The organism is Nitrobacter sp. TKz-YC01 (assembly GCF_047824785.1).
Lineage (GTDB): Bacteria > Pseudomonadota > Alphaproteobacteria > Rhizobiales > Xanthobacteraceae > Nitrobacter.
The window spans coordinates 2,734,909-2,761,499 of sequence record NZ_CP181167.1 but is presented as its reverse complement, the minus strand read 5'-3'; the positions used below and the strand labels follow the sequence as shown (position 1 = coordinate 2,761,499).

24 protein-coding genes and 7 pseudogenes are annotated in these 26,591 nt (G+C 59.0%); 22 read left to right on the top strand and 9 right to left on the bottom strand.

The window, feature by feature from the left end:
• Window positions 1-123: 123 nt before the first annotated feature.
• Genes ACMYR2_RS13175 through ACMYR2_RS13165 form a run of 3 tightly spaced genes read right to left on the bottom strand, consistent with a single transcriptional unit; the run spans window position 124 to window position 2,593 of the window.
• Window positions 124-1,728: a recombinase family protein gene (locus ACMYR2_RS13175; protein WP_416193065.1), complete on the bottom strand. Its 1,605-nt coding sequence runs from the start codon at window positions 1,726-1,728 to the stop codon at window positions 124-126.
• The gene (locus ACMYR2_RS13170; RefSeq protein WP_416193064.1) at window positions 1,725-2,192 is read right to left on the bottom strand and encodes a DUF2924 domain-containing protein; all 468 of its coding nucleotides are present in this window, start codon (window positions 2,190-2,192) and stop codon (window positions 1,725-1,727) included. Before ACMYR2_RS13170 ends, ACMYR2_RS13175 begins: the two co-directional genes overlap by 4 nt.
• A 2-nt stretch (window positions 2,193-2,194) precedes the next feature.
• Window positions 2,195-2,593, bottom strand: a complete 399-nt coding sequence (locus ACMYR2_RS13165; RefSeq protein ID WP_416193063.1) for a DUF3489 domain-containing protein — start codon at window positions 2,591-2,593, stop codon at window positions 2,195-2,197.
• Between the two features lie 349 nt (window positions 2,594-2,942).
• On the opposite strand from ACMYR2_RS13165, the gene ACMYR2_RS13160 reads away from it, so the two are divergent.
• Both ACMYR2_RS13160 and ACMYR2_RS13155 read left to right on the top strand, forming a co-directional pair.
• On the top strand, window positions 2,943-3,569 hold the full coding sequence (locus ACMYR2_RS13160) for a glutathione S-transferase family protein (protein ID WP_416193062.1): 627 nt from the start codon (window positions 2,943-2,945) through the stop codon (window positions 3,567-3,569).
• A complete protein-coding gene (locus tag ACMYR2_RS13155; RefSeq protein ID WP_416193061.1) occupies window positions 3,566-4,552 on the top strand; it encodes a DUF5996 family protein in 987 nt (328 codons plus the stop codon). The genes ACMYR2_RS13160 and ACMYR2_RS13155 overlap by 4 nt, the downstream gene beginning before the upstream one ends.
• 37 nt (window positions 4,553-4,589) lie before the next feature.
• Here ACMYR2_RS13155 and ACMYR2_RS13150 read toward each other — a convergent pair.
• Window positions 4,590-5,669, bottom strand: a pseudogene (locus tag ACMYR2_RS13150) (IS630 family transposase).
• A gap of 506 nt (window positions 5,670-6,175) precedes the next feature.
• On the opposite strand from ACMYR2_RS13150, the pseudogene ACMYR2_RS13145 reads away from it, so the two are divergent.
• The 13 genes and pseudogenes from ACMYR2_RS13145 to ACMYR2_RS13085 all read left to right on the top strand — a co-directional run.
• A pseudogene (locus ACMYR2_RS13145) lies at window positions 6,176-6,377 on the top strand (IS630 family transposase); the annotation flags it as partial.
• Window positions 6,378-6,380: 3 nt separating this feature from the next.
• Complete coding sequence (locus ACMYR2_RS13140) at window positions 6,381-6,590, top strand: hypothetical protein (RefSeq protein WP_416194146.1); 210 nt, start codon at window positions 6,381-6,383, stop codon at window positions 6,588-6,590.
• Window positions 6,590-6,895, top strand: a pseudogene (locus ACMYR2_RS13135) (ATP-binding protein); the annotation flags it as partial. The gene ACMYR2_RS13140 and the pseudogene ACMYR2_RS13135, both read left to right, overlap by 1 nt.
• 90 nt (window positions 6,896-6,985) lie before the next feature.
• Complete coding sequence (locus ACMYR2_RS13130; RefSeq protein WP_416193060.1) at window positions 6,986-7,144, top strand: hypothetical protein; 159 nt, start codon at window positions 6,986-6,988, stop codon at window positions 7,142-7,144.
• 439 nt (window positions 7,145-7,583) lie between these two features.
• Window positions 7,584-7,745, top strand: a complete 162-nt coding sequence (locus tag ACMYR2_RS13125) for a hypothetical protein (protein ID WP_009798044.1) — start codon at window positions 7,584-7,586, stop codon at window positions 7,743-7,745.
• A gap of 570 nt (window positions 7,746-8,315) precedes the next feature.
• Window positions 8,316-8,780 carry a hypothetical protein gene (locus ACMYR2_RS13120; RefSeq protein WP_245256968.1) on the top strand — a complete coding sequence of 155 codons (465 nt, stop codon included), beginning with the start codon at window positions 8,316-8,318 and terminating at the stop codon, window positions 8,778-8,780.
• Complete coding sequence (locus ACMYR2_RS13115) at window positions 8,773-10,026, top strand: HlyD family secretion protein (protein WP_009798047.1); 1,254 nt, start codon at window positions 8,773-8,775, stop codon at window positions 10,024-10,026. Before ACMYR2_RS13120 ends, ACMYR2_RS13115 begins: the two co-directional genes overlap by 8 nt.
• A 209-nt stretch (window positions 10,027-10,235) precedes the next feature.
• A pseudogene (locus ACMYR2_RS13110) lies at window positions 10,236-10,682 on the top strand (transposase); the annotation flags it as partial.
• A 163-nt stretch (window positions 10,683-10,845) separates the two neighbouring features.
• Window positions 10,846-12,069 (top strand): IS21 family transposase, encoded by a 1,224-nt coding sequence (istA, locus tag ACMYR2_RS13105; protein ID WP_416193059.1) that lies wholly within the window; start codon window positions 10,846-10,848, stop codon window positions 12,067-12,069.
• Entirely contained in the window at window positions 11,957-12,316 is a 360-nt protein-coding gene (locus tag ACMYR2_RS13100) for an ATP-binding protein (RefSeq protein ID WP_416193058.1), read from the top strand. Before istA (ACMYR2_RS13105) ends, ACMYR2_RS13100 begins: the two co-directional genes overlap by 113 nt.
• A gap of 410 nt (window positions 12,317-12,726) precedes the next feature.
• Window positions 12,727-13,236, top strand: a complete 510-nt coding sequence (locus ACMYR2_RS13095) for a hypothetical protein (RefSeq protein WP_009798052.1) — start codon at window positions 12,727-12,729, stop codon at window positions 13,234-13,236.
• Between the two features lie 21 nt (window positions 13,237-13,257).
• Entirely contained in the window at window positions 13,258-13,416 is a 159-nt protein-coding gene (locus tag ACMYR2_RS13090) for a hypothetical protein (protein WP_009798053.1), read from the top strand.
• 43 nt (window positions 13,417-13,459) lie between these two features.
• Window positions 13,460-13,615 carry a hypothetical protein gene (locus tag ACMYR2_RS13085; protein ID WP_009798054.1) on the top strand — a complete coding sequence of 52 codons (156 nt, stop codon included), beginning with the start codon at window positions 13,460-13,462 and terminating at the stop codon, window positions 13,613-13,615.
• A gap of 268 nt (window positions 13,616-13,883) precedes the next feature.
• On the opposite strand, the gene ACMYR2_RS13080 is transcribed toward ACMYR2_RS13085, so the two are convergent.
• The 3 genes from ACMYR2_RS13080 to ACMYR2_RS13070 all read right to left on the bottom strand — a co-directional run bounded on the left by ACMYR2_RS13080 (window position 13,884) and on the right by ACMYR2_RS13070 (window position 16,901).
• Window positions 13,884-14,102: a hypothetical protein gene (locus tag ACMYR2_RS13080; RefSeq protein WP_009798055.1), complete on the bottom strand. Its 219-nt coding sequence runs from the start codon at window positions 14,100-14,102 to the stop codon at window positions 13,884-13,886.
• Window positions 14,103-14,270: 168 nt separating this feature from the next.
• Window positions 14,271-15,104, bottom strand: coding sequence for a polyphosphate kinase 2 (ppk2, locus tag ACMYR2_RS13075; protein ID WP_009798056.1), 834 nt, complete (start codon window positions 15,102-15,104; stop codon window positions 14,271-14,273).
• A 39-nt stretch (window positions 15,105-15,143) separates the two neighbouring features.
• Window positions 15,144-16,901: a SulP family inorganic anion transporter gene (locus ACMYR2_RS13070; protein ID WP_009798057.1), complete on the bottom strand. Its 1,758-nt coding sequence runs from the start codon at window positions 16,899-16,901 to the stop codon at window positions 15,144-15,146.
• A gap of 455 nt (window positions 16,902-17,356) precedes the next feature.
• Between ACMYR2_RS13070 and ACMYR2_RS13065 the strand changes: the two genes are divergently transcribed.
• From ACMYR2_RS13065 to ACMYR2_RS13050, 4 genes and pseudogenes are all read left to right on the top strand, one after another.
• A protein-coding gene (locus ACMYR2_RS13065) for an IS5 family transposase (protein WP_416193057.1) occupies window positions 17,357-18,182 on the top strand; the annotation gives its coding sequence in 2 pieces (ribosomal slippage) (window positions 17,357-17,542 and window positions 17,544-18,182; 825 coding nt in all).
• 457 nt (window positions 18,183-18,639) lie between these two features.
• Window positions 18,640-18,873 (top strand): annotated as a pseudogene (locus ACMYR2_RS13060) (IS110 family transposase); the annotation flags it as partial.
• A 75-nt stretch (window positions 18,874-18,948) separates the two neighbouring features.
• A pseudogene (locus tag ACMYR2_RS13055) lies at window positions 18,949-19,278 on the top strand (IS66 family transposase); the annotation flags it as partial.
• Between the two features lie 42 nt (window positions 19,279-19,320).
• Window positions 19,321-19,515: a transposase gene (locus tag ACMYR2_RS13050; protein WP_245256967.1), complete on the top strand. Its 195-nt coding sequence runs from the start codon at window positions 19,321-19,323 to the stop codon at window positions 19,513-19,515.
• 94 nt (window positions 19,516-19,609) lie between these two features.
• On the opposite strand, the gene ACMYR2_RS13045 is transcribed toward ACMYR2_RS13050, so the two are convergent.
• A complete protein-coding gene (locus ACMYR2_RS13045; protein WP_416193056.1) occupies window positions 19,610-20,692 on the bottom strand; it encodes an AI-2E family transporter in 1,083 nt (360 codons plus the stop codon).
• Between the two features lie 428 nt (window positions 20,693-21,120).
• On the opposite strand from ACMYR2_RS13045, the gene istA (ACMYR2_RS13040) reads away from it, so the two are divergent.
• From istA (ACMYR2_RS13040) to ACMYR2_RS13030, 3 genes are all read left to right on the top strand, one after another.
• Complete coding sequence (gene istA, locus ACMYR2_RS13040; protein WP_009796680.1) at window positions 21,121-22,620, top strand: IS21 family transposase; 1,500 nt, start codon at window positions 21,121-21,123, stop codon at window positions 22,618-22,620.
• Complete coding sequence (istB, locus tag ACMYR2_RS13035) at window positions 22,620-23,486, top strand: IS21-like element helper ATPase IstB (protein WP_416193055.1); 867 nt, start codon at window positions 22,620-22,622, stop codon at window positions 23,484-23,486. Before istA (ACMYR2_RS13040) ends, istB begins: the two co-directional genes overlap by 1 nt.
• 74 nt (window positions 23,487-23,560) lie before the next feature.
• A complete protein-coding gene (locus ACMYR2_RS13030; RefSeq protein WP_416192988.1) occupies window positions 23,561-24,586 on the top strand; it encodes an IS110 family transposase in 1,026 nt (341 codons plus the stop codon).
• 430 nt (window positions 24,587-25,016) lie between these two features.
• Here the strand turns inward: ACMYR2_RS13030 and ACMYR2_RS13025 are convergent.
• Window positions 25,017-26,572: pseudogene (locus tag ACMYR2_RS13025) on the bottom strand (ISL3 family transposase).
• Window positions 26,573-26,591 lie beyond the last annotated feature (19 nt).

The following is a 26,591-nucleotide window of genomic DNA, read 5'->3' as shown; positions in this document are numbered from 1 at the left end:
CTACTTTCTGAACGGTTTGCACGGCGGTGGTCTGCCCTCTTCTTGAAACGTGCCTTGGGAGAAATGCCAAAAATGCTTCCGCCGCGACTTGGAAAGGCAAGACCAAAAGGACGGTGTCGCTGGTCAGATCGGATTGAGACGGAGCGTTTCGAACTGACGATCCCATTCAAGCGGGAGCTCGCGCAATTGTTCGAGACCGACGCCGCGTGGCAACCGGCCTTCAACGGCGGCCTTGGTGAGGGCGGGAGAGAGGAAGGCCAACGACAGTGTCATATTGACGTGTCGCAGGCTGCAGCGTTCGCGCGTCGCGATGGCTTGGGCATCTGTCGCTGAATCGGTGATGAGTTCGTCGAGCCAGCGCCGGCCGCGGGCGATCGCTGCGACCAGCGTGGTGCGTCGCTCCAGCTTGATCGGGCGGAGCGGAACTTTTGCGGAGGTCGGGCGCAGGATGGACCGCGCTCGTTTGGAGGGTGGCTTGGTCCAGGGGATGACGATGGTGGAGCGGTCTTCTTCGGCGGGATTGTCCGGATCCTGCTTCAGCTGCACGACGAGGCGGTTTTGCTGAACCTCGATCCGTTCGATCAGCGAGCGTGCGAATGCGTTGTCAATGGGACCGTTCACTTTGAGCTTCCGGTGCCTCGACTCCAGGACAACCTTGCGAACCTGATCGTCAATGTCAGGGGCGGGCACTCGAGACACCGAACCAACTGCGGCTGTAGCTGCATTTCCAAACAGAAGAGGCCGCGAGACATAGTAGCTGTAGTGCCGGCCCTTCTTCTGGGCCTGGGTCGGCGCCATACGATGGCCGGCGCCGTCAAACATCAGGCCGGTTAGGAGATGGCTGAAGGAGGTCCGGGTTCTGGTCTGATGACTGCGCTGATCCGTGAGCATCGTCTGGACACGATCGAACAGGTTGCGATCAAGGATAGGTTGTTGTTCGCCGGGGTAGATCTGGCCCTTGTAGTTGACCTCGCCAATGTAGAAGCGATTGCGCAGCAGATGGAATAAGGCGCCGCAGCCGAACGCAACTCCGCCTCGAATTGCTCCGGTCTTGAGTTGGCGCCGCCTGCTGACGATGTTGCGGTCCTTAAGATCTCGCATCAGGGCACGGACACTGCTAAGTTCAAGGTAGCGGCCAAAGATGTGACGAACCCGCGCGGCTTCTTCTTCGACGACGGCCACCTTGCCGTTCTCCATGACGTAGCCGAGGGGGAGGGGACCACCGACCCAGATGCCCTTCTTCTTGGAGGCCGCAACCTTGTCCCGGATGCGCTCCGAGGTGACCTCCCGCTCGAACTGGGCAAAGGACAAGAGAACGTTGAGGGTCAGGCGTCCCATGGACGTTGTGGTATTGAACTGCTGGGTCACCGAGACAAACGACACCCGATGGGCATCGAACAGCTCGACCAGTTTGGCGAAGTCGGCGAGCGAGCGGGTCAGACGATCGACCTTGTAGACCACAATGACGTCGATCTTGCGGGCCCGGATATCCTCCAGCAGGCTCTGCAGTGCCGGTCGGTCGGTTGATCCTCCGGAGAAGCCGCCATCGTCATAACGGGTCTTGGCCTGCATCCAACCGGCATGGGCTTGGCTTTTGATATAGGCGCTGGAAGCCTCATATTGGGCATCGAGCGAGTTGAACTCCTGGTCGAGGCCGTTGTCGGTCGAAACCCTGGTATAGATCGCGCACCGGACGATCTCTCGGGCCAACGCTTTTCCCGCCCTCACGGCCCGTCCTCCCCACCGGCCGTGTTATCCCGCAGCCCAAAGAAGCGGGGGCCGCTCCAGCGGGTACCGGTGATGGCGAAGGCGATTGCCGAAAGGCTGTCGTACCGTGTCCCCTCCCACAGGAAGCCATCGTCAACCACGATCGCCCGCTGGGTGATGCCGTTCCATTCACGGGACAGGATAGTGCCGGCCTTCAGCTCGACCTGTCCGCGGTCTAAGGCTACCAACTTGGCCATGATGGATTCCAGCGTCTCCTTCTCGCCGATCCGATCAAGGAACTGGCGTATCGCCGGATCGAGGTCGCCCGACTGATCCGCCTGCCGCCGATAGCTTACGATGGCTGTCTGGAGATGCTTCGGAAGATGCGCCAGCGCGGACCAGCTTGAGCGACGACCACGAGTTCGATGCTGTTGGCTCTGGAGATCACCCGCGCGGGCGAATCTGTTCTTCGACGCTCGGCCCATCGTCAGGCCTGCTTCGCTGCAATGACGCGGTAAATGCGCTGATCTGTTTCAACGGCTGAAACCACCTCGAGCCTGAGCTTCTTGCGGACCACGCCGGCCAAGAATCCACGCACGGAATGCTGCTGCCAACCGGAGGCGTTTGAGTGCGCGGCAATGGTCGCACCAGCCGGGCACCTCAGAAGATCGAGTAGTTTTGTTTGCTTGTTCGCCGGTTTGTTGGCTTCAGAAGCTGCGCTGACCACGCTGCCCGCTAGAGCCGGGTTTGAAGGATGCGTTGGACGTCGTTTCGTCGACACTCTCACAGGACGAGGTGCTGTCCCTGCTGTCTTCGTCGTGGTGAGGGCTTCACCGCGTCCGCGGCGGGTCGATGGTGGCTTCCGATTGCGGGATAACTTCTGCATGGGACCCTCCAAAAATGATGCGACGTCAGCGTCGCACCACCCGAGGCCCCGTCAGCGATGTTGCGCTGCGGGGCCGATCCAAGGGTCATCTCACGCCACAGCAATGCTCGTTTCGCCCGAGAATGCCAGTTCTTTCTGCAAGGATCTCAACGATACCAATGTCGAACATCCGGTGGGAGCAGGCCTGTGATCGCCTTTCTTTCACATGGATACGGTGCTTAACTTAAGAGATCGCTGAATTTCTGACGGCGTTAGCGTAACCGCGCAGTCATGCCTCGTCTGTTTTTTGGACTCTGGCATACGGCATAGCCCGCGCATCCAGAACACAAGCACCGAAGGAGAATACCAGATGCCGACTCTCTACACGATGCCCGGCACTTGCTCGCTTTCGCCGAACATCGCCGTCGCGTGGCTCAATGCTCCGGTCGAAATCCATAATATCCCTTATGGCGACCAGAAGAAGGACTACTATCTCGCCATCAATCCTCGCGGGCAGGTTCCGGCGCTGCGCTTTGAAGACAATGACGTGCTGACCGAGGCGGCGGCGATCCTCGCCTGGCTCGGCGCGACCTATAGTAAAGAGAGCTACGCTCCCAGTAGCCGGCTCGGCCGTAAGGAAGCCGAGGCGCTCGCTTATATGACTTCGGAAGTCCACGCGACGTATGGCGGCCACTTCAACACCCAGAAATTCGCCGAGAGCGCGGCGGCACAGGACGAGGTCAAGCGCAAGACCTATGAGAAACTCGCCGACCACTACAAGCGCTTGAACAGCGTGCTGAGCGAGAATGGCGGCGAGTGGTATCTCGGCCAGCGTTCCTTCGCCGACACTTTTCTTTATGTCCTGACGCGCTGGATCGAGAAGACGCCGCTGTCGATCGGCGATTATCCGGCGCTGAAAGCGTACCGCGCGCGTATGGAAGCGGACGATGGTGTGAAACAAGCCCTCGCGCGGCAGGCCATGGAGCCGATTGGATGAGCGAGGAAAATAGGGATTGGCCGGCCTTGCCTTATGGCGATGGGGTCGAAACGTGCTCCGCGCTCCATTTGTGGACGCAGATTGTCGGCAAGTACCGGCTCGCGCACACACCTTGGGTCAATCACTCCTGGCACGCCACGCTCTATGTGACGCCGCGCGGTCTAACGACGGGCGTGGTGCCCGACGGCAAGTCCGCCATCACCCTGACCTTTGACTTCCACGACCATGCACTGATCGGCGAAACGGCCGACATGCGTGAGAGCTTTCCGCTGGAGGCGATGAGCGTGGCCGACTTCCTGAATCGGACGACCACGCTGGTCGAACGGCTTGGCGGGCGGATGGATATTCATGGCGCTCCGAATGAAATCCCCGATGCAACACCGTTCGCGCAGGATACCGCGTCGCGGCCCTACGAGCGTGAGGCGGTCGAGCGGTTCCATCAGGCGCTGGTGCAGATCGACCGCGTGTTTGCACGCTTCCGCACCGGCTATCTTGGCAAAGTCTCGCCGGTGCACTTGTTTTGGGGCTCGTTCGATCTGGCTGTGACGCGGTTCTCAGGCCGCAAAGCGCCGCTCCATCCCGGCGGGGTGCCCGCGCTTCCTGATTCCATTACGCAGGAAGCCTACAGCCACGAAGTCTCCTCGGCCGGGTTCTGGCCCGGTGGCGCCGGGGTGGATGACGCGATGTTCTACTCTTACGCTTATCCGGTGCCGGACGGCTTCGCCGGCCGCTCCGTCGAGCTGGCGGCGGCCCGCTTCGACCAAAAGCTTGGAGAGTTCCTGCTGCCTTATGAGGCGGTGCGGACCAGCGCCGATCCTCAGGAGTATCTCACCAGTTTCCTGCAATCGACGTATGAAGCGGCGGCGGATCTTGCCGGGCGGGATCGGCATGCGCTCGAATGCGATTTGGGCATCCCGCGGATTCCAACCGGCCATTCCGAAGCGCATCGCAATCCGTCGTCAATCTCCAAAAATCAGCGTTGAAGTCAGTTTGCTTCCCAGTTTAGTCCTTGAAAGACCGCTAGTGGAGCGACTCTAACGCTTGCTTCCCGCGTTTGACAGCGGCCAGGACGCGCTTTGGGTCGGCGGTCCAGACGAAGGGTTTGGGATTGGCGTTTGTGTCAGCGACAAAGCGGTTGATGGCGACTTGCAGTTCAACGACGGATCGGAACACGCCTCTCTTGAGGCGACGGCGCGTGAGCTTGGCGAAGAAGCCTTCGACCGCATTGAGCCAGGATGCAGAGGTCGGGGTGAAGTGGAACGTCCAGCGGGAATGGCGTGCCAGCCATTGGCGCACCTTCGGATGCTTGTGGGTTGCATAGTTGTCGATGATGGCGTGGATTACTTTCCCTGCCGGGACCTGCTCCTCGATCGTATTGAGAAAGCGAATGAACTCCTGGTGACGATGGCGCTGCATGTTGCGGCCGATGACGGTGCCGTCGAGAATGTTGAGGGCGGCGAACAGCGTGGTGGTGCCGTGACGTTTGTAGTCGTGGGTCATCGTACCGGCCCGGCCCGGCTTCATCGGCAACCCTGGCTGGGTGCGGTCGAGCGCCTGAATCTGGCTCTTTTCGTCGACCGAGAGGACGACCGCATGGGCGGGAGGATCGACATAGAGGCCAACGACGTCTTTTGGTTTCTCGGCGAACTTCGGATCGTTCGACAGCTTGAACGTGCGGATACGATGCGGCGCGAGTTGGTGGGCTTCAAGAATACGCTGCACCGAGCGCAGGCTCACCCCTGCGGCCTTCGCCAGCATTCGGCCGGTCCAGTGGGTTGTTTCTCCCGGCGCAGGCCCGAGCGCCTAGTCTACCACTCTCTGCACGGTGCCGGTCGGCAGCGGTGGTTTCCCGGGCTTGCGCGTCTTGTCGCGCGTCAGCCCTACGACGCCATCCGCCATGAACCGCGCCTGCCATCGCCACACCACCGGCTTCGATTTGCCCGAGCGGCGCATGATCTCGGCGGTGCCACAGCCGTCAGCGGTGGCAAGAATAATGTTGGCCCGCCACACATGTTTCTGAGGCGCGCTGCGATCCGAGACGATCGCTTCAAGCCGATGACGGTCCGCCCGGGTGACTTTTATAACAATGCCTGCTCTCATGCCGAAAGCTTGAACTGCTTCGGTCGATTTGGGAATCGTCCAAATGAATCAAACCACTAGCTGAAAAGCAAAAGGGAGCGCTGCGCGCGATCCGCAAGATGTGCGCGGTAAGATGATCCTTCCAGCTTGCGGGATGCCGCACGATGATAGGTCCTCGTACGCAAAGGCGCGTTGGCGCAACAAGTCGCGATAAACCTTGACGTCATATGAACCGCTCTCTAGCCCTTGGGTATAGAGATCAACGGCGCGCTGATAATTGCGGGCGCGCTCCGCTTGACTGGCTTGCTTGCGAAGGACCATCAACGGACCGTTGGATGGAAGACCCTCATAGTTGGGTGGAGGTCCGTTCATGAGATTGGCGATCTACCGCATACGCCAAGAATGCAGAGCGAAATGCAGAATAGTCGGCACGGCTGCGATCACGAAAATGATCGCAGCGATGGTAATGATCCAGCGTCGTCGTGTCATGGCGGAAGCATAGGCGCATCTCGTAAAAGGACCACTAGGCGAAACTCAAAGACGTCGTCGGTCTCTACGTCGATCCTCCCGCCCATGCGGTCGTCCTCTCGGTCGACGAAAAGAGCCAGATTCAGGCGCTCGACCGCACCCAGCCAGGGTTGCCGATGAAGCCGGGCCGTGCCGGCACGATGACCCACGACTACACGTCACGGTACCACCACGCTGTTCGCCGCCCTTAACATCCTCAACGCCGTGCTGACAGACGGTCTGCCGGCAGTTGAGGCCGCCTGCGCCGAAGCGGTTGCTCACGGCGTCCATTCCGCTGATGTCGTGCTCAACATCCTGGCTCGGCAACGTGAGCCGGCGCCACCAGCCAACATCATGACGCCGGCTGCACTGACGCTGCGCCATGCGCCGATCGCTGATTGTGCCCGCTACGACAACCTCCGGAGGACCAACTGATGGAACGAGCCCAAATCTTCGATCTCATGGGTGTGCTCAAGCTCTACGGCATGAAGGCCGCCTTCGACGACATCATGGTGAGCGCCATCAAGCGCCAGCATGAACCTCAGCGCATCGTCGGCGACTTGCTCACGGCCGAGATCAGCGAGAAGCAGGCGAGATCGATCAAGTACCAGCTCACCATCGCCAAGCTTCCCCTCGCCAAGGACATCGCTGACTTTCAGTTCGATGGCACGCCGATCAACCAGACACTTGTCAATGATCTCGCCGGCGGCGGCTTCATCGCCCAGCCCGCCTCGCAAGTTTCGCTTAAGCCGTATTGAACCTTTCGGGCCACTGGCAGACATACGTTGACACCATATGGAGTGACCAGCGTCATATTTTGGAGCCTCCTCATGTCGATCGATCAGGCCAGAATGGCTTTCCTCACTCATTCACTCGTCCAACTCGCTACCGATCAGTACAACCGCTCCCTTGAAATGGCTGCTATCCAGGAGATGAGGCGCAAGCTCGCCATAAAGGGTTCGGCGGAAGTTGAGACGGTGGAAGCTTGAGCTTGATCGACCTCAGGTCAAGCTTCGTCACGAATCTGCGGCTCCAATCACGATGCAGCAATACTCGATCCACAAGACCGGAGAGCAGTATGTCGTGCGGGCCGAAAAAAGACCTCTTGGTCTGCGAAAGCCGTCGCGAGGCCGAGCGCATCGTTTGCGACGTAGCTAACTCCGCTAAAATAGGCGAATCTCGGCCTGGGTCTTTAGTTAGCCGGTTGCTGTTAAGGAACCGCCCTGTAGCAATGCAGACGTGCTCGCGAAGGCAATTTTGGGATATCAAGCTGATATTGGATATTGAGAAAGCGCTTACGAATGATCTCGATTTCGGAAAGCCTCGAAATCCGCAACCGGTTCAAGATCAGTTATTGACCATTATCGATGAGGCGGATGCTGTCGGCGCGGCCCAGCGACCGAAGCCGGCGATGCGTCCAGCGCCACTGTGGTCGGCGCTTATGAGGCGCGCATCGACAAGCTGGAGCGTGAAAAGCTCGTGCTGTCCGAGCGGCTTGAAAATACGGTGCCGCCAAGCGGACGGCTGGAGGAATGTATGGAACTCGCCCTGCGATTCCTGTCAAACCATTGGAATATATACAAAAATTGAGACTTTATTTTACGCCAGACGGTGTTGAGATTGGCCTTCTTGAAGCCTCTCAGATACGACCAAAATGGCATGTATGGAACTCCAGAATTTGCCTTTCTATTCAATGCTTTAGCTGGAATTTCGGGTGGAAATAGCGAGATGGTGCACCACGACGCGCTCGAATTCGCAAACGGCGAAGATCATTTTGCTCACCCGTCTGGCGGAAGGCCAGAGAGCCACGGTGCTGCAGCTCCCGCATGGCGCAGTGCGCGCGACAGTGGCGGCCGAGCCGGTAAAAGACGAAACGACTGCCGCGCGGCGCGAGAGGGTATAGTATGCGGGCGCGACCGCTTGCCGTGACGCGTTATGAGCTCGATGCTCTTGGCTGTGGCTTGGGCTCTGAGACGCGCCTTCCGGGAAAATTCAACAAAATCACACTCAAAACGAGATGGCTAATATTAGCAGTTTTCGCTATCTTTGGCGGCTCCATTGCGCAGCAGAGCAGAACTCGCCGTCCGGATGTCGCAATAGAAGCGGCCTCCGAAGGGCCGCCCGTTAGAGGGGGGAAAGTTGAACGAGAAGATGCATCCGATGGCCCCGCACCATCTGCCCTTCTATCTCGCTCCCGGAGACGGCACGGATATCTCGTTGGTTGTGATGGGCATCTTTCTGGTTGCCATCCTGGTCGGCGTCGGTACGCTATATTTGCGGCTGCACAGTTTGCCGGAGCGTATGGCGCATAAGTCGGAAAAGCTGCAATTCGAGATCGTAGCTGTGCTGGGCCTGCTGGCGCTTTTTACGCACATTCACTTGTTCTGGGTGGCTGGATTACTGCTGGCCATGATCGATATCCCTGATTTCGGTACGCCGTTGCGCAGAATTGCTGGCTCGGTCGAAAAGATAGCTGACACTCAGTCGAATGCAGTTGTTGAATCCGAGCAGGAAGCCACGTCGGCGGTAATTCCACCCGCCGATGCCTTAACTCCAATCACGGATGATCTTTCTGAGAAGAAGAGTGAGAATGGCGCAGAGCAGCCTATGAGCAGTCATGTTTGAACTCATCATTTGCTCCCTTGTGACCCTCGTTCCCGATTATCTCTATCGCCGTTATGTTCAGAACAAGCGGATGGGAAGGGAGATTACGTTTTACTCGGTTTGGTACGAGCTCAGATGGGGTATCACCGGATGCCTGCTGCTTACGATCTCGCTCATAACGATGATCTTCTATTTTCATCCGTCGACGACCTCAGCCACGCTATACTTTCGCACAGTGTCGATTCTACCCGAGATCCCAGGACGGGTGGCGGAAGTCGGTACGGACTTCAGTGTGCTGGCTTCCCATGGAAGTGTGCCGGTCTCCCAGGGAGATCTAATCTTCAGGCTGGATAGCTCGAAGCAGGAGGCCGCACTGGAAACGGCCAAGCGGAAGATCGCTGAAGTCGACGCTGCAATCGTGTCAGCGGAGGTCGACGTTACGAAGGCGGAGGCCCAGGTCCAAGAGGCAACGGCCGCTTATCAGCAAGCCAAGGACGAATTGAACGTGAAGAGCGAGCTGCAGCGTCGTAATCCCGGCATAGTGCCGCAACGCGACATTGAAAAGCTGCAAGTGGTCGTAAACCAACGCCAAGCAAGCATAGACGCTGCATTGGCGGGTAAACAATCCTTGCTTACCCGGGTTTCGACGCTCTTGCCCGCCGAAAAGGCCAGCGCCGAGGCGGCGTTGGCACAGGCACAGGTGGATCTGGATAAGACCTTCGTTCGCGCTGGTACTTCCGGACGGGTCGAGCAATTTTTTCTGCGCGAAGGCGATGTCGTCAATCCACTTATGCGACCGGCAGGAGTTCTCATTCCGGAAGGCGCGGGCCAGCGGGCGTTGCAGGCCGGGTTCGGTCAGATTGAGGCACAGGTCATGAAAGTGGGAATGGTGGCGGAAGCGACCTGCATCTCAAAGCCATGGGTGATAATCCCGATGGTGGTGACTACGGTTCAAAATTACATCGCGGCCGGCCAGTTTCGTGGCGGGGAACAATTGGTCGAAGCGCAGAATGTTGCGAGACCCGGTACTATCCTTGTTCATCTAGAGCCTCTTTATCAGGGCGGGCTCGCGGGGGTGACGGCAGGCAGCAGCTGCATCGTCAATGCCTACACCAGCAATCACGATGAGATTGTCGCAAAGGACACCAGCACGGGACGGAGAATCGTCCTTCATGTTATCGACGGCGTCGGATTGGTGCATGCGCTACTGCTGCGGATTCAGGCGCTGCTCCTGCCGGTAAAGACGCTCGTGTTGAGCGGTCACTGACAATACTCCCAACCGAGCAAGGCAGAATCGGTGCTGCGCCGTCGGCTCAAAACATGCAGCGGATGGTCGCGATGCCTTAGTTACAAGTTCTCCATCTCTTAGTCTAGAGTCTGTTAGGAACCGGCTGTGAGTGATGCGGGGGATGCGATCGGCGTGGCTCATGCCGCCAGTCTTGCAGATTGCGCCTTCCAGTTCCACGGCAGTAGATCGGCCAGCCCGGCTTCTGGAAGGCGCTTGACGAGATCTTTCCCGGCACGCGGCACCAGCGCTGCTGGGTGCACAAGACCGTCAACGTCCTGGACAAGGTCCCGCTCTCGGTGCAGGCCAACATGAAGAGGGATCTGCGCGAGGTTTACCGGGCGCCGAGCCGGGCGGCCGCCGAAGTGGCGATCGACGTCTTCGCCGAGAAATACCGCGCCAAGTACGGCCGGGCGGTCGAGTGCCTCGCCAAGAACCGCGACGCGCTGCGGGCCTTCTACGACTTTCCTGCCGAGCATTGGGATCATCTGCGCACGACTAACCCCATCGAAAGCGTGTTCGCGACCGTGCGACACAGGACGGTGCGGACGAAAGCATCGCTCTCGTCGACGACCGCCAGGCTGATGGTGTTCAAGCTGGTGATCGCCGCATCAAAAACCTGGCGGCGGCTCAAAGGTGCGTGTTTCAGTAATTAGGGGACAGCGATTTCGGTAATTTGCGGACAGTGATTTCAGTAATTGCGGGACAGGGATTCCGCTAAATCGCGGACAGTTGCGGAGGTTGGTTTTCGGGAGCGCCGTTCGGGCAATGTTCCCTCTCAAGCTGAGTTTGAGAGGGGCGATGCCGAGACGGAAGCAAGCGAGACGAACCACGGTGAAGGACCTGCGATCGATCCTGCGGTTGACCTATGAACAAGGGTTGTCGGTCCGAGCGATCTCGGAGCGGCTGCAGATCAGCAAGACCTCGGTTGCCACTTATCTGCTTCGGGCGCGCGAAGCCGGATTGATCTGGCCGCTGCCGCCGATCTACGTGGACGAGGCGGCGTTGCGGCGAGCGCTGTTCCGGCGTGTCGGGCGGCCCCCGCAGGACCTGGGCGAACCGGACTGGGCGCGGGTGGCGCAGGAACTCAAGCGCAAGGGCGTGACGCTGACACTGCTGTGGCAGGAATACCGGACGGCGCATCCTGAAGGCTACGGCTACACTTGGTTCTGCGAGAGATTTGCCGCCTGGCAGCGCCGTGCGCATCCGACCTTCCGTCACCGCCATGCCGCTGGCGCCGTGCTGCAGACCGATTATGCCGGCCCGACGGTGGAGGTGGTCGATCCGCAAACCGGCGAGGTCCGTCAGGCCCAGATTTTTGTCGCGGTGCTTGGGGCCTCGTCGCTGACCTTCGCAATGGCGAGCTTCGGTCAGCGACTTCCAGACTGGATCGAAGGCCAGACCCAGGCGCTGGCGTACATCGGCGGCGTTCCCAAGGCGGTTGTCTGTGACAATCTGAAAGCGGCCGTGGCCAAGGCCTTGTGGTTCGAGCCGACGCTCGATCAAACCTTTGCCGCCATGGCGGAGCATTACGACACGACGATCCTGCCGACCCGCAGCCGCAAGCCGCGCGACAAGGGCAACGCCGGCGATCTCGGTCGCGATGAATGGCTTGGCCTGATGCTCGATCGCGAAGCCGCCATGCGCGCCGACCGGCGGCTGACCAATCGGCTGGCCGCAGCGAAGCTGCGCTTCGTCGATGCCTGCATCGAAGATATCGACTTCGCGTCCCGTCGCGGCCTTGACCGGCGCAACACCCTGCAGCTGGCGCAAGGCGCCTGGCTGAAAGCCCACGAGAACCTCATCCTCACCGGCCAGACCGGGACTGGCAAAACCTGGCTGGCCTGTGCCTTCGGGCGTCAGGCCGCCAGGCTCGATCATTCCGTCCTCTATCTGCGGGTCCCGCGTCTGTTTGAGGATCTTGCCATGGCACGTCTCGACGGCCGCTTCCCGCGCCTCATCGACAAACTCGCCCGCGTGCAACTGCTGGTGCTCGACGACTGGGGGCACTCACACCCTCAATGATCAACAGCGCCTCGATCTGCTGGAAATCTTCGAAGAACGCTACCGGCGCAAATCGACGCTGATTACCGCCCAGCTCCCCGTCGCCCAATGGCACGACATGATTGGTGAACCCACCATCGCCGACGCCATCCTCGATCGCATCATCCATAATGCCCATCGCATCACCCTCGAAGGCGAAAGCATGCGAAAGAAAAAAGCTGCTCACCCCTTGACCAAGAGCGAAAACACCGAAACCAATACTGACTGACTTCAACAATCAGGCAACCGAGAACCAGCACCGCCAAGCTGTCCGCGATTTAGCGAAACTGCTGTCCTGCAATTTGCGAAACCGCCGTCCCTTTTTGCGAAATGCGCAGCAAAGGCACAAATCAGTTGCCGAAGGTGATCGCAGGTGTCAGATTTAACGACGGTATCGAGGTCATCCACGTGCCGGCAAACCACGCCGCCTGATCGCCCTGTCACCCAAAATCCCGCATAGCTCAGCTAATTTAGCTCATCGGGCGACCGAATTCTGCATAGTCAGTCAAGCGGAATGCGGCTTAATATATACTGGCGATTTGAGCTTAAGCACCGCTCAAGCCCGAGTAACTGTAAGCTAGCAAACACGCATGCAGGACCTCAACGTCATCCTGGTCCTTAATGGTTAAGGAGTTAGACATGTCCCGGTCAACGATCGAACAGCGTAGCTCGGAATCCGCACGGGAGCTTGGAGACGAAAGCTTCATGTCGGCTGCAGCACTGCGCGATTATGTAACGCAAACCGAGATGGCCAAGGCTTCGAAAGATGTCGGCTCGGGTCAGGCGGAGAAGGCGCGCGCAGAGCTCATCAGGTCATTGACGCAACCAGTCGCAGTTACGCCGGAAAAGATTGCCGAGGTGAAGCGGCGAGTGCTCGGCCAACTAAAGTCCGCTGCGGTAAGAGGCGACAAGGAAGTTCTGGTCATGCGGTTTCCGAATGCATTATGCACGGACAAAGGCCGCGCGCTCAATAATCTGGAAAAGGAATGGCCGAGCACCCTGGTTGGGAGACCTCTTCAAGCCTTCGAGTTCTGGCGCGACCACCTGAAGCCGCAAGGCTACGGCCTGAAGGCAATCATCGTGGATTGGCCGCAGGGCCTTCCCGGGGACATTGGCTTTTTCCTTACTTGGGACGATGTAAAGCGCTGACGGGCTGGGGGGACCGCGAGCATGAACAACGTAGCTCACAAAAGCCGTAGGCGCGAGGAGACTGAAGCTCCGAAGCTCAAGCGAAAGGAATATGAGCAGAAGTTGCGCAAATTGTACATTGAGCTGGTCAAGATTCAGGAATGGGTGAAGAAGGAAGGCAAGAAGGGCATGCCTCTATGAATACGGCTACATTGTCCCACAGAGCATTCATCAACTCAAACGCATGGAAGAAATCCTGGCTGCGGCAAGCGGCGAATTGCTCGATTTGGTGCGCGAAGAATGCCTCGACCTGATGGAGAAGATTGGCGAGAAGACGGCGCGCATCAATGTTCGTGTCCGGGATCAGCGCCTATGGCACAGAATTGATGGTGTGATCTAAGGAGTGTTCGGTTCTCGTCGCAGACGAAGGAACGAACATGAGCAACTGAACCGCTCTTGACCTATCGCACGATGCGCCACGTCCCGCTCTCCTCTTCGGAAAGCCCATAGAGTCAGCAATGTTCGGCCTCGTCTACATCCTTCCGCGCACAGGTCTCTCTAGATCAACGGAACGATCGGCGCAGAATGTGTCAGGGCCGCAAAATGGTCCTTTGAAAGAGGGCTGCAAACGGTGAACCTTCGCCTGGTTACGAATAAAGGAATTCACGTCAGCGAAGTTCGGCAGAGAGGTTTTGCTCCAGCTGACCCGAGCGCGGCGCATTTACCCCGAGAACCAGCATCACTGCTTTTCGTGACAAGATAATCATTTCTTTCCTCCCGTTGGGACGCCAGTCGGGAACTTCGTCAAAATCCCTTATGGCTTCGATCGCGATCTTCTTCGCATCGGCAGCCGGCTTGAACGCGAATGCGTCATTGGCGATCAGCACGCCCGCTTCCGGTCCTTGATCCGCAGTGTGTATTGCGGCGTACCGGTGACCTCCTTGGTGGTGATCACGTAATTTGCGGGGGATTGGCCGAGGTTTTCGGCACACCCAGACGTTAAATCTGAAATGTCTGGTCCCGAACCGCGAGCGTGACCGAACCCACGCCGAGTATCAGTAGTGACTGGGAATCGGCTTGCCGGCGTTCAGACCCTCGGTAGCATCCTTAGGCCGCCGCTGCACTTTGGGAATCTTCGGCAGGTCTATGTCGACCTTCTTATAAGGGATGCTGTCGAGCAGATGCCGGATCAGGTTTAGCCGGGCGCGTCGCTTGTTGTCAGCCGGGACGATGTGCCAAGGCGCCCATGACGTGTGGGTGGCCTCAATCATGCGCTGGTAGGCCACCGTGTAATCCCACCAGCGCCGCACCGACTCAGTGTCCATCGGACTCAGCTTCCAGTGTTTCACCGGATCCTTGATCCTGGCCTCGAACCGACGCCGTTGCTCGTCCTGGCTGACATCGAGAAAGTACTTGCGCAGAATGATTCCGTTGTTGACTATCATCTCCCGCTCGACCACGGGGGTCATTGCTATGAATCGCTCGTACTCCTCGTCGCTGCAGAAGCCCATCACTCGCTCGACCCCGGCCCGGTTGTACCACGAGCGGTCGAAGAGGACGATCTCGCCCGCGGCCGGGAATCGCGCGATGTAGCGCTGGATGTAAACTTGGGTCTTCTCGCGGTCGGATGGGGCGGGCAGCGCCACGTGCCGGTAGACGCGCGGGCTGGTGCGTGCGGTGATCCGATTAATCACGCCGCCCTTGCCCGCGGTGTCGCGGCCCTCGAAGACCACAATGACGCGTTCCCCTTTGTCTTTGACCCAAGTCTGCAGCCGGGTTAGCTCGACCTGAAGCTTCGCGAGCTCCTTCTCAAATTCCTTACGGCTCACCTTGCCGGACCCGGCCGGCGCCTCAATTACCTCGTTCTTCTTCTGCTTGTCCTTCAACATCTGGCAACCTCCCGGGCCACTACTGGCAGCAATTCGATCCTATCGCACTCGCGTCACAGGACCCGATTCAATCATGCGCTTCAGCAGGCTGTCGAGTGTCACAGTACGATCGAGCGCTCCAACCTTCTCCTCGATACCCTCGGCACGTAACAAATCGCGCGCCGATCCACGGGCACCGACGACGCGCAGCGTAATGCCGCGACCGGTAAGCTCTGTATGCAGTTCGTGCAGCATGCGAGAACCAGCTAGATCAATATAAGGCGCGGCGGAGAGGTCGCAGACGGCCAGACAGACGGCGGCGGGACCAGCCTCGCGTAGGCGATCCAAGACCGAGCACAGGACAGCGTCGGCATTGACGTAAATCAGCGATGCTTCGGGACGGAAGGCGATGATGCCGGCCAGTCGCTCGTTCTCGGGATGGCGGTCAAGGTCGGAATAGCTGTTGGTGGAGGGCACGCGACCAAGAAATGCAACGTGTGGGCGCGACAGCCTGGTGAGGAGTAGTAATATCGAGGCCACCGCGGCAAGCAGGATGCCCTGAAGTATTCCAAGAAGCAGCACGCCGACGAGGGCGACGGCTGCGGCTAAGAAATCAAATGGGCTCACACGCAACATGCGGAGCAATGCCCGAAAATCCAGCAGCCCATACACAGCAGTCAGAACTACCGCGGCGAGCACGGCCTTGGGGAGATTCTCGAGCAAGCCGGTCAGAAAGAGCAGGCAGAGCGCAAGCGTCACCGACGCAACGACCAGCGCCAGTGGCGTGCGCGCGCCCGCCTTATCGTTCACGGCCGATTGCGACAGTCCGCCGGCTACAGGGTAGCCATGCCCCATCGCCACCGCTAGATTGGCTGCACCGATGCCCAGAAGCTCTTGTCTGGGATCAAGTCCGTATCCATGCTTCGCAGCGAAGGTGCGGGCGGCAGATACGCCTTCGATATAGGCCAGTAGGAGGCAGCCAGCGGCCAACGGAATGATTCCCTCGACGTCTCTCAACCTGAGAGACGGACCCGTCAAGTTGGGTAATCCCGCCGGAATGTCGCCTGTTATTGGCATCCCAAGCGCAGGAAGCCCCAGTAAGGTGACGGCAATGATCGCCAGCATGACGACCCCAAGCGCGACCGGCTTTCCAGGCAGCAAGCGTTCGCCGATTACGATCAGTCCGATGGCTATGAAGCCGACGACAAGCACAAGGTATTGCATCTGACCGAGCTGCCCGGCCAGCAGAAACGCGCGCTCGAAAAAATTGTGTCCCCCGCCATCCACGCCAAATAGGCTTGGCAATTGGGTCATAGCTATGGTCAAGGCCGCACCGGCCTTGAAGCCCACAAGGATGCTATCGCTAATCAATTTTACCAACACGCTCAGCCGCAACAGCCAAGCAAGCAGGCTGAGCGCCGCCACGGTAAAGGCAGCGAGACTGGCAATCTGCGCATAACGTTGCACATCTCCGTCGGCCATTTCCCCCACTGTTCCGGCAATCATGAGGGAAATGGCGGAAGTGGGGCCGATCGCAAGCTGACGCGAGGACCCGAACAGGGCATAGCCCAGGCCGCCCAGCAAGTAGCCATAGATGCCAACCTGCGGGGGCAAGCCTGCTAAGCCAGCATAAGCTAGGGAAACCGGGATCGCGTATGCCGCCAAGGTTATTCCGCCGACAATATCGCCAAGCAGCCAGGAAGGCCGGTATTCAGCCAACCAATCGGCTGGCGGAAACCACCACAGCCAGCTTGCTGCACTCTGCTGTTTCGTTGGCTCCGCCATGCAACGCTCCGACGCAATCAGGTGCAGTTTCATATCAAGTCCGCCGGCAAGTTCGCTTGATCCACATCAGTGAACGGTACACGTCCTCGCGTTTCGCCTGATGTCAGCTTTCGGACCTTGGACCCAATCTAAAGCCCCCCGCTCCTTAAGGTCCTTGACGAGACGGTTGACGTTGGCCGCCGATAAACGTCCCGATCATTGATCCAGCCGCCATGACCAGCAGGCCCCCCCCCCAATTCTTGCCTGAATCCAAGCATGGTCGGAAGGCTTACCACCAGTGAAAGGCTACTATCCGGTCCCGTTGCCGCAGGTTGGCCGCGCCTCTTAGCTTGATCTATCTCAAGTCTTGGAACAGGCCGGTCCGTCAAATTGAAGCTGTTCATGCTCGTTCCACCGGTTGGTCGGGGGATTGAGCGCTTCTAAGAGGCCGTTTGGAAAGTCGGTTTGTTGGGCTTTCGCGGCGAGCGGTGTTGTGATTCAAGCTTCGGATGTGGACAGAGCAAAGCCGTGGGCGAATGGCCAAGATCGCCAAGAAGACCAAGCGTTATCCGTCGGACCTGACCGATGAGGAGTGGGAGCAGATCGCGCCGCTGATGCCGGCGCCAGGCCGTCGCGGGCGTCCGCGCGAGGTCGATTTCCGCGAGGTGATCAACGCGGTGTGCTATCTGGTTGCGTTCGGGCTGCGGCTGGCGGATGCTGCCGATCCATTTCGGCCCTTGGCAGACCGTTTACGGCTGGTTCCGCGAGTTGGCGCGCCGTTTGCTGTTTCAGACCATCCATGACGTGGCGCTGATGGTTGACCAGGAGCGGGCGGGACGCGAGGCGAGCCCGTCCGCGGCGGTGATTGACAGCCAGTCGGTCAAGGCTCCGCAAGCCGAAACAAGAGGTTATGACGCGGGCAAGAAGATCGTCGGGCGCAAGCGCCACATCGCCGTCGATACCGACGGGCGGCTGCTGATGGTCAATCTGACGACCGCCGACATCTCCGACAGCGCTGGCGCCCAAGCGATCCTCGATGCCATCCGCAAGCGCTGGCCCTGGGTGAAGCACCTGTTCGCGGATGGCGCCTACGACCGGCTCAAACTGATGGACAAGACCGCCTATCTCGACTTCGTCATCGAGATCATCCGTCGATCCGACGACCAGAAGGGCTTCCAGGTTCTGCCACGCCGATGGGTGGTCGAACGCACCTTCAGTTGGATGACCCGCTGGCGCCGCCTCGTGCGCGACTACAAGAAACGCATCGACGTCTCCCACGCTATGATCCTGGTCGCCATGGGCGGCAACCTCATCCGCAGAAACGCCCATCCATGAATTTCAAAACGGACTCTAAGGAGATCGGAATGACCAGGTCGCTCGGAATTGCTACAATCATCTTATCCTTTGCGGTATCAGCGCACGCCATGACACCAGCGTCAATAGCACAGGCAGACAGCATGATCACAAAGGCCGCTGCTGCCTGCGGCGCGGGTAAGACACGTATTAACGGCGTGTGCGTAGCGCGGACGACAGTCCGTCACACCCGTCGAGCCGTCCGAAGATGTGAGAGGAAGGACTTGCTAAACTCTTGGTGTCCTCAAGAACAAAAAACGAAGTCGTTTTCAATAAGATTGGGGTTGGGATCTGGGCCTGTCGATGGAATTCACGCAGGTCTGCATTGCCGAGGAAACCGGCAAGAAGATCGCCTCGATAAAGGTCGGCCGCTCACGGCGTGCGCAACGTCATCACGGCGCGCAACCATCTGCTTGAAGCCCGGGTGCGGCTCGACAACATGATCCGCGGCCTGTGCGCAACATTTCGCCTCAAGCCCGGGACCCGGTCACGCAGCCAATATACCCAGTCTCGTATCACCGCGCTGCTCGCCGTGAGAACTGGGCTGATGAAACAGATCAAGGAAATGGATGGGGTGCTGCGTGAGTTCGCCCACCGATCTAAATCCTGTTGGCAACTCATGAGCATACCAGGTGTCGGTGTTCAAACCTCTGCTGCTTTTGCCGCTGCCATCGATGAAGCCGGCCGCTTTCGACAATCGCGCACCGCCGGCGCCTACTTCGGGCTCCCAGACGTCATCAATCCAACGCTCGCCGAGGATATCCGGTACGGGCTCAATTGGCAGGGACTGACGCGCTTCCTCGATGACGGGCGTCTCGAACTCGACACCGATCTGGTCGAAAACGCGATCCGGCCGATCTGCCTGACCCGTAAAAATGCGCTCTTCGCCGGCCATGAAATTGGAGCAGAAAACTGGGCCTTGCTGGGGTCGATCGTGGCCACCTGCAAGCTCAACGCCGTCAATCCCGTCGCTTACAACGCCGAAACACTCGAGGCAATCATCGCCGGTCACCCGCAAAGCAAAGTCGATGACCTCATGTCATGGCGATTCCGCAAAATATCAAGCCAGCATCAATAGGGTTGCTGATAAGCGCTTACGCATCTATCGGTCTCTCGAGCGGTGCAATATCTCAAAGGCAAAAGTTCTCACAAGCTCCTGGAGTATCAATCTCTCAAGAAGAGATATTGGGGACAGCATTTATGGGGCAGGGGATACTGGGTTTCTTCGAGTGGAAACGTCACCGACCAAGTGTGGAAGAAGTACATAGAAGACCAGAGGCCGCCTGAGCCAGATGATAATTTCAAGGTTATCTAACAATCGACCCGAAGGGTCGATCAAATCCGGCTTCCAGCCGTAACTTGAAGCCACCGGCTTTAGCCGGTGGAGCGTTCACGTCAACATTTGACGGTTAGCTGGAAAATGGCACTGTGCCGGAGCGACCGCTACGTAGCCACGCTACCGTCAACTCCCAGGCCAGGGAGAGAATGATCGGTCCTACAAAGAGGCCAACAATTCCATGCGCGAGCGTCCCTCCGATCACTCCGACGAAGATGACAAGTGTCGGGGTCGTCAGGCCACGCTTCATCACCAGGGGTTTCAAGACGTTGTCGAGTATGCCGACGAGACCCAGGAATACCGTCAGCAGGGTCGCCGTTGTGAAATCTTTGTCTGTCCAGATCCAAATGATTACGGGAACCAGGACGATTGCCGCGCCGATCTGAACGATTGACAGGATCATCACTGCAAGAGCCAACACACCGGCGCTAGAAAGCCCTGCCAGCTCGAAGCCAATGCCGGCTAATAGGGATTGGATGATTGCAATGCCGATGACGCCTTGGGATACCGCGCGGATAGTCGCACCCGCCAACGCGAGGAAATGTTCGCTTTGCTCAGGCACGATACGATAGAGGAAACTCCCGCCTGCATCCATAAGCTGCGAACCGTGAGGAAAGAGAAATCCGGAAAGCGCTACTGAGAGAAGAAACTTCAGTGTGCCCACGCCGGCATTTCCCGCAAAAGCCAGTAAACCGCCCGCCAATGGCTTCAGGTAAGGAGCCACCTCGCGCAAAGCCGCTCGGATGTTAATAGATGCCTGATCCCAGAACTCGTAAACATTCGGGCCGATGAGTGGCCAGGTATTGATGCTCTCAGGTGGGGATGGAATCACTAAGTTACCAGCGCCCAGATTTACGGCAAACTCTTTCACTCCCTCCAAGGCATTCAAGCCCAGCCACATTGCAGGTCCAATGACGATCCCGAGATTGATGAAGGTGAGAATCGCCGCTGCGAGCCTTTGACGACCACCGAGAAGCCGAGAAAGAAGATCAAAAACAGGATAGAGCGCAACAGTGAGCACAATGCTCCAGGCCAAGATAGACACAAAGGGACGGATCAGAACGAACGTCCAGTAAATCAGCAAAGCAAGCAATCCGAGCCGGATCACAAGCTGGATAATATCGTCTCCGGGCAAGTACTGGTGAAAAGTTTTCAAAAACCCACCTTCGTCTGAAGGAAAGCCCACCGTCGCCAGACTACCGGCTGCTTTCGCGTCATAGTTTTGATCCAGATCAAACAGCGATGGATTGGTCCGGGCTTCAACGGCGGCACTTTGTCATCGGAAGACAAGATCAGGATCGTGCTGGACGGCCTTCATTGTGTCAATCGGCCCTTTAATTGCGGGTTGTTGTCAACTCTCTTTTTGAAGCCATTCGGCAAAGTGGTAACGCTCGGCCCGACGGAGCAGGTCCGGGTTGCGCAGACGGGGCGAGCGCGGCTGGTGGATCGATAGCCAACTCGTATAGTGGGCTGTCATTCGGCATGCAAAATTGACCCCGTAAGCCGGGGGATCGGCGTCCAAAATTGACCCCCTACAGGTTGGCTGTTGCGCTGCCTGCTTTGTCATGAAGCAGGTGGTCGGGGATGCTGATCGTGGAGACGATTGCGCGGATACGGCGCGAACACTTCATCAAGGGCAAGACGATCAAGGAGATCGCCCGTGACCTGAAGGTGTCGCGGAACACGGTCCGGAAGGTGCTGAGGTCGGGCAAGACCTTGTTCGAGTATGAGCGTTCGATCCAGCCGCGCCCCAAACTCGGGCGTTGGGCGGCGGAGCTTGATGAACTGCTGGCGGCGAACGCGGCCAAATCGGCTCGCGAACAGCTGACGCTGATCCGGATCTTCGAAGAGTTGCGCGGACGCGGCTATGACGGCGGCTACGATGCCGTACGGCGTTACGCCAGGCGTTGGAGCAAGGAGCGCGGGCAATCGACCGCGGCGGCCTATGTTCCGTTGAGCTTTGCGGCGGGCGAAGCCTACCAGTTCGACTGGAGCCATGAGATCGTTCTCCTCAACGGCGTGACGGCGATCGTGAAGGTCGCTCATGTCCGGCTGTGCCACAGCCGCATGCTGTTCGTGCGGGCCTATCCGCGGGAGACGCAGGAGATGGTATTCGACGCCCACGACCGGGCGTTCGCACTGTTCAAGGGTACCTGCAGCCGCGGCATCTACGACAACATGAAGACGGCGGTAGAGACGATCTTCGTCGGCAAGGATCGCCGCTACAATCGCCGCTTCCTGCAGATGTGCAGCCACTATCTGATCGATCCGGTCGCCTGCACGCCGGCGTCGGGCTGGGAGAAGGGTCAGGTCGAGAACCAGGTCGGGCTGGTCCGGGAACGGTTCTTCACGCCACGGCTGCGGTTCAAAACCCTGGACGAGTTGAACGCGTGGCTTCTGGATAAGTGCATCGCCTACGCCAAGGCGCACCGACATCCAGAACTGGCCGAACAGACGGTCTGGGAGGTGTTCGAAGCCGAGCGGCCCAAGCTCGTTCCCTATGCTGGCCGGTTCGACGGATTCCACGCGGTGCCGGCATCGGTCTCGAAGACCTGCCTGGTGCGCTTCGACAACAACAAATACTCGGTCGCTGCCAGCGCCGTCGGGCGCCCGGTCGAAGTTCAAGCCTATGCCGATCGCATCGTGATCCGTCAGGACGGGCGCATCGTTGCGGAGCATCCGCGATCGTTCGGACGCGGCGAGACGACCTACAATCCCTGGCACTACGTGCCGGTGCTCGCGCGCAAACCCGGGGCCTTACGTAACGGCGCACCCTTCAAGGACTGGGTGTTGCCGGCCGCGATCGAACGGATCCGGCGCAGGCTCGCCAGCACCGACGACGGCAATCGACAGATGGTCGACATCCTCAATGCGGTGCTGACGGACGGTTTGTCGGCGGTCGAAGCCGCCTGCGCCGAGGCGATCGCTCATGGCGTTCATTCCGCTGACGTCGTTCTCAACATCCTGGCTCGCCAACGCGAACCCGCTGCACCGGCCAACATTATGACGCCGGCGGCACTGACGCTCCGCCATGCGCCGATCGCCGATTGCGCCCGTTACGACAACCTCCGGAGGACCATCTGATGGAACGAACCCAAATCTTCGACCTCATGGGTGAGCTCAAACTCTACGGAATGAGGGCTGCCTTCGACGAGATCATGGCGACGGCCGTCAAGCGCCAGCACGAACCTCAGCACATCGTCGGCGACCTGCTCAGCGCCGAGATCAACGAGAAGCAGGCGCGGTCGATCAAGTACCAGCTCACCATCGCCAAGCTGCCATTGGCCAAGGATCTCGATGACTTCCAGTTCGAAGGCACGCCGATCAATCGGACGCTCGTCAATGATCTCGCCGGCGGCGGCTTCATCGCCCAGCAGCGCAACGTCGTGCTCGTCGGCGGCACCGGCACAGGCAAAACCCACCTGGCCATCGCAATCGCCAGAAGCTGCATCCGATCCGGCGCCCGCGGTCGCTTCTACAACGTGGTCGACCTCGTCAATCGCCTCGAGATCGAGACCCGTAACGGACGTCAGGGCCGGCTTGCCGAACATCTGACCCGGATGGACTTCATCGTGCTCGACGAACTCGGATATCTGCCCTTTGCCCAATCCGGCGGCCAGTTGCTGTTCCATCTCGTCAGCCGGCTCTACGAGCGTGCTTTTGTCATCGTCACCACCAATCTCGCCTTCGGCGAATGGCCCAGCGTGTTCGGCGACGCCAAGATGACCACCGCGCTGCTCGACCGGTTGACCCACCACTGCGACATCGTCGAAACCGGTAACGACAGCTGGCGCTTCAAAAGCCGCGACGACGATCACGCCACCCGCGCTCGTCTCGTCTCCGCAATCCCGGCCAGCTCCGACGAGTCGAGCGCTACCCTCAAACCACGCCGCGCGAAGGGGTCAAAATTGAACGCCGATACGGGGTCAAATTTGCGAACGATGGCGTAATTGCGGTCAGCGCTCGGGCACGAGAGCTCCGTTATCGTCTACCTCTCGCAATCAAACGATTCGGAGGAGCTGTCATGCGGCAATACGTCGGGCTAGATGTCTCGCAGAGAGAGACTGCGGTTTGCGTAGTCAATGAGACGGGTGAAGCAATTTTTGAAGGAAAGGCCAAGTCTCATCCTGGAGATCTGTCAAAGTTACTTCGTAAACATGCGCCACTGGCGGAGCGTATCGGCTTTGAGACGGGCGCAATGGCGAGCTGGCTTTGGCATGAGCTTCGTAGGGTCGAACTCCCCGTCGTTTGCATCGATGCAAGGCATGCACACGCAGCACTATCGGTCCGCATGAACAAAAGCGATCAGAACGATGCTCGGGGCCTTGCCGAACTGGTGCGGGTTGGTTGGTTTCGAGAAGTCAAAATCAAGAGTGAGAAGAGCCAGAAGGTTCGAGCTATCCTCGTGGCGCGATTCCGCCTTGTGTCCATACGCCGGGATATCGAGAACCAGGTCCGCAGTCTGATCAAGGAGTGTGGGTTGCTATTCCCTCGCGCCATTGGCCAACAGTTCCGTAACCAGGTTGGCGAGCTATTGGGCGAAGATCATCAACTCCTCAGCGTGATCGCGCCGCTCTTGTCGATTCATGAACTCATCTGCCAGCAGCAAAGCAAATTTGACGACGAGGTCCGCCGATTGGCGAAGTCGGACGAGACGACGCGTCGCCTGATGACAGTTCCTGGTGTCGGCGTGGTCACCGCCTTGACGTTCCGCCATACGATCGATGACCCGTCTCGCTTCCGATCGGCCTCGACAGTCGGCGCCTATCTCGGCCTCACACCTCGGCGCAACCAATCTGGTGAGACTGACACTAGTGGCAAGATATCCCGATGGGGCGACAGGCTCCTCCGAACGTACCTTTACGAGGCGGCGACCGTTCTGCTTTATCGAACAAAGAAATGGTCCTCCCTCAAAGCCTGGGGTATGAAACTTGCGAAGCGGATCGGCATGAAAAAGGCAAAGGTTGCTATCGCCCGCAAGATCGCTGTCATCCTCCACTGCATCTGGGTCGACGGCACATCATTCGACTGGGGCAACGCGCCGGCCTGACCTTATTTTGCAAGTTCCTGGCCCGGTCCGCCGGGCTGGCGATGTCCCGCTGGGACGGTGGTCGTGGTGACCTCGGTCAATCGGCTGGTGGCGGCTCGTCCGCACCCCGTTGCAAACGATGAGGCGCCCGATCCGGACATCATCATGAGGCGCTTGCGACCTCGGAAAGGACCATGACCCCAGCGACGGGCAACTGATCGCATTGAAGCCAGGTGACAGCTAATCGGCCCACTATACGAGTTGGCTATCGATCCACCAGCCGCGCTCGCCCCGTCTGCGCAACCCGGACCTGCTCCGTCGGGCCGAGCGTTACCACTTTGCCGAATGGCTTCAAAAAGAGAGTTGACAACAACCCGCAATTAAAGGGCCGATTGACAGTCATCGTTCGCAAATTTGGGTCTGACGCAATTTCGATGACGGTTTGCAGCAACTAGCTGGCACCTATCAGCCGAGCTTGCAGGAGGTCGATCTTGGCCCGCCCATACATTTGTCGTTTGACGAGCTTTAGTTTCGTGATCTGCTCTTCTGTCTGGCCATTGGACCAAGGTTCGGTGATGGCGGCACGGACGGCGGCCTTGTCCCTGATGATGCCATTCGCAAAAGAGGCGATCAGGCTCAAGCTGGCGGTGGCGAGCCATGGATCGAGATCAGCGACGAGCTTCTTGCGCACCATGGCCTGAAAGCTTTCGACGAGCATGCGGGCTTCGACGAGTGTGGGAACGCGCGCCTCTATAGCGGCGATGGTGACCGTATCTGCTTTGCTAAGATTGCCGCGCGCCGTGGTCATCAATCGTGAGATTGTTCTCGCTGATGGAACTTTTTGCAGTCGTTGATTGGTGGCCTTTTCGGCCCGTCGTCGTCGTGTCATCCACTCACTGACGACACGCAAGGAGCCTTGGAAGCCTTGCCCTTGCAAACGACGCCAGAGCTCTGCGCCGTTACGGCAACCCTCGCTCCATTGCGCATCCAGAAAGGGCAAGTGGGCATCGGCGTGCTTTGCCGTGTCCGGAAGACATCCGTGCTCTCGCCGCGACTGACCTGGCGAACGAGTTTACGGCTGTGTCCTGTACGGCGGACTATCTCCTTGAGTGGCACAGCGTTTCTGACGAGCGACATGATGGTGGCATTTGTCTGCTCGCGCCGGAGATACCCTTCATACTGCAGCCTTTCCGCGCAAGTGAGCAGTTTTGGATTGATCGTCGTCGCACCGATTGCGGTGCGGATCACCCGCATGGAACGGCGCACCGCGTTGAGGAAGGCCGCGCTTGCGTTCTCTATCAGGTGCCAACGGTCAGCGACCTGGACGGCGTCCGGCAGCGCCTTTGCCGCGGCCTCACCGTAGCCGCCGCCACGGTCGCGCGATACGACTTTGATCTCCGAATGGTCGGAAAGCCAAGCCCGCACCGTTGCAATCTCGCGATCTGGAAGCAGGGTTACGATCCGCCGTCTTTCCAGATCGCACACGATTGTTCCGTAGCGATGGTTCTTGCGAAAAGCCCAGTCGTCAATGCCGGCGACGATCAGCGGCCCCGTTCGCGGGCGCGTTCGTCGCCTAACAACCCGCAGCAGAGTATCGTTGCTCACCGGCAGCATCAGTCGCTTGGCGAAGCTCGCTGCCGGTCTGCCGCCGAGTGCCAGCCCCAGATGGTGGACGATGCATTCCAGCCGTGCCGTCCGGCGCGACCGGGTCGGGAGAACGTCGTCCCCGAACCGTTCAGCGAAAATCCGCCGCCGACAATGAGGTAGCTCGCAAACGAACCGTCGCGTGATCACGCGGAGGCGTATTTGCTTGCCTGCACATGGCAAATCCGCGACCTGTCTGTCGTATCGGCTATGGATTCGACGCGATCTCGCCCCGCACAATGGACACTCGGCCATGCCGCCTTCGGATCGGACGGCTAAAATAATCGAGTCAGATGAATCGCTTACGCTCTCGATAACTAACCCACTCGGCACAAGCGACGAAATTCGAACACCGGCTCGCATGGCGCTGATTCCCCGTTGG